We start from the raw sequence: 4,631 nt of genomic DNA on the forward strand, positions 1-4,631 counted from the left end.
CGTCGGAATCGTCCTTGATCGCGAACAGGCGAAATTCGCGCATCAGCCGCGGTGACAGGTACTGGCCGATGAAGCTCTCGTCCTTGAAGTTGCGCATCGCATGGTCGAGCGTCGCCAGCCAGTCGCTACCCGCGAGATCTGGGAACCAGTGCCGATCCTCCTCGTCCGGCTTCTCGCAGATGCGCTTGATGTCGGTGTACATCGCGAAGCCGAGCGCATACGGATTGATGCCGCTGTAGCCCGGGTGATCGACCGGCGGCTGGAACACCACGTTGGTGTGCGACTTGAGCCACTCGATCATCATGCCGTCGCTCAGCAGGCCGTCGTCGTAGAGCGTGTTGAGCAGGGTGTGGTGCCAGAAGGTGGCCCAGCCTTCGTTCATGACCTGGGTCTGGCGCTGCGGATAGAAGTACTGCGCCACCTTGCGAACGATGCGCACGATCTCGCGCTGCCAGGGTTCGAGCAGCGGCGCGTTCTTCTCGATGAAGTACAGCAGGTTTTCCTGCGGCTCGGCAGGAAACCGCTGCACCTCGGCCTCTTCGACCGACTTGTCGGCTTTCCTGGGCAGCGTGCGCCACAGGTCGTTGATCTGCTGCTGCGCATAGGCCTCGCGGTCCTCGCGGCGCGTGCGCTCCTGCGCCAGGCTGAGCTTGCTCGGCCGGCGATAGCGGTCGACACCGTGGTTCATCAGCGCATGACAGGAATCCAGCGTCTCCTCGACGGCGCTCAGCCCGTGGCGCTCCTCGCATTCGGCGATGTATTTCTTGGCGTAGACGAGGTAGTCGATGATCGACGACGCATCGGTCCACATGCGAAACAGGTAATTGCCCTTGAAGAAACTGTTGTGGCCGTAGGCGGCGTGGGCAATGACCAGCGCCTGCATCGCCATCGGGTTCTCCTCCATCAGGTAGCTGATGCAGGGGTCGGAATTGATGACGATCTCGTAGGCCAGGCCCATGTGGCCGCGCCGGTAGTTCTTCTCGTTGGAGATGAACTCCTTGCCGAAGCTCCAGTGCCGGTAATTCACCGGCATGCCGACCGATGAATAGGCGTCCATCATCTGCTCGGCGGTAATGACCTCGAGCTGGTTGGCATAGGTGTCCAGGCCGTAGCTCGCCGCAGTGGCGCGGATCGCGTCGTGGTACTGCTCGATCAGCTCGAAGCTCCAGTCGCTGTGGCTGGGCAGGGGCTGGGCCGCGCGCTCGCGCCGGACCACATCGCGGGCGAAACGAACGCGCGCCTTCCCGCTCGCGCCCGGGCCGTCGAAGAGGTCCGGTGTCGGGTCGGGCGCCGCCTCGAAGCGTTTGTTCATGCCGCGCTCCCTTCCTTCTTGAACAACTCCCGGAACACGGGGTAAATCTGCGCAGCCTCGAGCACCTTGCGCATGGCGAAGTGCGGGTGCTGGGCGGCGATCTGTGCGTACTCTTCCCAGAGGTTCTGCTCCGGCTCGGCCACCTGCACGTAGGCGAAGTAGCGCACCAGCGGCAGCAGCTGCTCGGAGACGATCTGGCGGCAGCGGCCGCTGTCGTGGTGCCAGTTGTCGCCGTCGCTGGCCTGCGCGCCGTAGATGTTCCACTCGCTGGTGGGGAAGCGGTTGCGGATGATCTCTTCCATCAGCACCAGCGCACTCGACACCACGGTGCCGCCGGTCTCGGTGGAGTGGAAGAAGCCTTCTTCATCTACCTCCTGCGCCTGCGTGTGGTGACGGATGAAGACCAGCTCGATGCGCTCGTAGTGACGAGTGAGAAACAGGTAAAGCAGGATGAAGAAGCGCTTGGAGAGGTCCTTGCGTGACTCGTCCATCGATCCCGACACGTCCATGACGCAGAACATGACGGCCTTGGTGGTCGGCACCGGCACGCGGATACGGCTGCGGTAGCGCAGGTCGATCGGGTCGAGGTAGGGAATGCGCGCGACTTTCTGGCGCAGCAACTCGATCAGGGCCTCCGTGTCGCGGATCTCGCGCAGGCGCATTTCGCGGCCCGGGTCGAGATCGAGCCAATCGCTGTCGGCGCGCATGTGTTGCTTGAGGTGCAGCAAATGCGCCTCGAGCTGGCGCAACTCGCGCCTGGCGTCCGCGCCCAGCGCAATGCGACGGCCGATCGCGCCGCGCATCGAACGCACGACATGCAGATTGTTCTGCGTGCCGTCAGTGCTGTAACCGGCGCGCTGCGTCTTGAACTCCGGCGTGTCGGCCAGGGTGGTCTTGATCAGGTTGGGCAGCGCCAGATCGTCGAAGAAGACCTGCATGAACTCCTCGCGGCTCAGGTGGAAGACGAAGTCGTCCTCGCCCTCGCCCGAGTCGCTGGCCTGGCTGCCGCCGCGGCCGGTGCCGCCTTCGGGCCGCTTGATGCGGTCGCCGCGGACGTACTCGCGGTTGCCGGGGTGCACCATCTCGCGCGAACCGCCCTGCCCGTGGTGGAACACCGGCTCGGAGACGTCGCGTTTGGGCAGCGAGATGTCTTCGCCCTGCTCGATGTCACGGATGCCGCGTCCGCTCACCGCCCGGCGCACTGCCTCACGGATCTGGTCCTTGTGGCGGCGCAGGAAGCGCTCGCGGTTGCCGATGGACTTGTTCTTGCCCGCGAGCCGCCGGTCGATGATCTGCTGCAGCGCCATGGAATGCTCGGTCGCCCCGCTGGTTCAGGAGCTCTTGCGCACGCGCAGATACCACTCGCATAGCAGGCGGACCTGCTTGGGCGTGTAGCCCTTGTCGACCATGCGGTTGACGAAGTCCTCGTGCTTCTTGGCCTCGTCGGCGCTCGCCTTGGCGTTGAAGCTGATGACCGGCAGCAACTCCTCGGTGTTCGAGAACATCTTCTTCTCGATCACCGCGCGCAGCTTCTCGTAGCTGGTCCACAGCGGGTTCTTGCCGGCGTTGCCGGCGCGCGCGCGCAGCACGAAGTTGACGATCTCGTTGCGGAAGTCCTTGGGGTTGGAGATGCCCGCGGGCTTCTCGATCTTCTCGAGCTCGCCGTTCAGCGAGCCGCGGTCGAACACCTCGCCGGTGTCGGTGTCGCGGTACTCCTGGTCCTGGATCCAGTAGTCGGCGTAGGTCACGTAGCGGTCGAAGATGTTCTGGCCGTACTCGCTGTAGCTTTCCAGATAGGCAGTCTGGATCTCCTTGCCGATGAACTCGGCATAGCGCGTGGACAGGAACTCCTTGATGTAGCCCAGGTACTTCTGCTCGGTCTCGCTCGCGAACTGCTCGCGCTCGATCTGCTGCTCCAGCACGTACATCAGGTGCACCGGGTTGGCCGCGACCTCCATGCTGTCGAAGTTGAAGACCTTGGAAAGAATCTTGAAGGCGAAGCGGGTCGAGACACCGCTCATGCCTTCATCGACCCCCGCGTAGTCCCGGTATTCCTGGTAACTCTTGGCCTTGGGGTCGGTGTCCTTGAGGCTCTCGCCGTCGTAGACCAGCGCCTTGCTGAACAGCGACGAGTTCTCCGGCTCCTTCAAGCGCGTGAGCACCGAGAACTGGGCCATCATCTTGAGCGTTCCGGGCGCGCATTTCGCGGCGTTGAGCGAGGAGGTGCGGATCAGCTTCTCGTAGATCTTGACCTCTTCACTCACGCGCAGGCAGTACGGCACCTTGACGATGTAGATGCGGTCGAGGAAGGCCTCGTTGTTCTTGTTGTTGCGGAAGGCCTTCCACTCGCTCTCGTTGCTGTGCGCGAGCACGATGCCGTCGAAGGGAATCGCGCCGAAGCCTTCGGTGCCTTTGTAGTTGCCTTCCTGTGTGGCGGTGAGCAACGGGTGCAGCACCTTGATCGGCGCCTTGAACATCTCCACGAACTCCAGCAGGCCCTGGTTGGCCAGGCACAGGCCGCCCGAGTAGCTGTAGGCGTCGGGATCGTCCTGGGCGTAGCTCTCTAACTTGCGGATGTCGACCTTGCCGACCAGTGAGCTGATGTCCTGGTTGTTCTCGTCGCCCGGCTCGGTCTTGGAGATGCCGACCTGCTTCAAGATGCTCGGCCGGCGCTTGACCACCTTGAACTTGCGGATGTCGCCGCCGTACTCGTCGAGCCTTTTCACCGCCCAGGGCGAGAGGATGCGGTTGAGGTAGCGGCGCGGGATGCCGTATTCCTTTTCCAGGGTGGCGCCGTCCTCGACCGCGTCGAAGAGCCCCAACGGCGACTCGTTCACGGGAGACCCCTTGATCGCGTAGAACGGCACCTCCTGCATGAGCTGCTTGAGCCGCTCGGCGATCGAGCTCTTGCCGCCGCCCACGGGGCCGAGCAGGTAAAGAATCTGCTTGCGCTCTTCCAGGCCCTGGGCGGCGTGGCGGAAGTAGGAAACGACCTGCTCGATCGCGTCTTCCATGCCGTAAAACTCGGCGAACGCCGGGTAGCGCTTGATCACCTTGTTGGCGAAGAGGCGCGACATGCGCGGCTCGTTGCGCGTGTCCAGCAGCTCCGGCTCGCCGATCGCCTTGAGCATGCGTTCGGAAGCGGTCGCGTAGGCCGTCGAGTCGCGCTTGCATATATCGAGGTATTCCTCAAGCGTGAATTCCTCTTCGCGGCTGCGCTCGTAGCGCGCTGCAAAGCTCGTGATCACATCCATCGCTTCCTCCAATTCGGTATCGGGAGGCGGCGTCGCCACGGGCCGGCCGGAATTCGGCTCGCCGT

General features: G+C 63.5%; 3 protein-coding genes. All 3 read right to left on the reverse strand.

The genetic code is table 11. The features are described from left to right. Nucleotides 1-1,312: SpoVR family protein (locus tag H0W38_RS16965; RefSeq protein WP_292456226.1), on the reverse strand; the 1,312-nt coding region annotated here is incomplete at its 3' end. After that, a complete protein-coding gene (locus tag H0W38_RS16970; protein WP_292456227.1) occupies nt 1,309-2,619 on the reverse strand; it encodes a YeaH/YhbH family protein in 1,311 nt (436 codons plus the stop codon). The genes H0W38_RS16965 and H0W38_RS16970, both read right to left, overlap by 4 nt. Nucleotides 2,620-2,643: 24 nt before the next feature. Then, entirely contained in the window at nt 2,644-4,566 is a 1,923-nt protein-coding gene (locus H0W38_RS16975) for a PrkA family serine protein kinase (protein WP_292456229.1), read from the reverse strand. Between the last annotated feature and the right edge of the window lie 65 nt (nt 4,567-4,631).

Origin of the sequence: Methylibium sp. (assembly GCF_013817365.1) — a bacterium.
Lineage (GTDB): Bacteria > Pseudomonadota > Gammaproteobacteria > Burkholderiales > Burkholderiaceae_C > Methylibium.

Bases quoted from the DNA above. Each gene is read 5' to 3' on its own strand.
- H0W38_RS16970 (WP_292456227.1), bottom strand. From the start codon at position 2,619: ATGGCGCTGCAGCAGATCATCGACCGGCGGCTCGCGGGCAAGAACAAG.
- H0W38_RS16975 (WP_292456229.1), bottom strand. From the start codon at position 4,566: ATGGATGTGATCACGAGCTTTGCAGCGCGCTACGAGCGCAGCCGCGAA.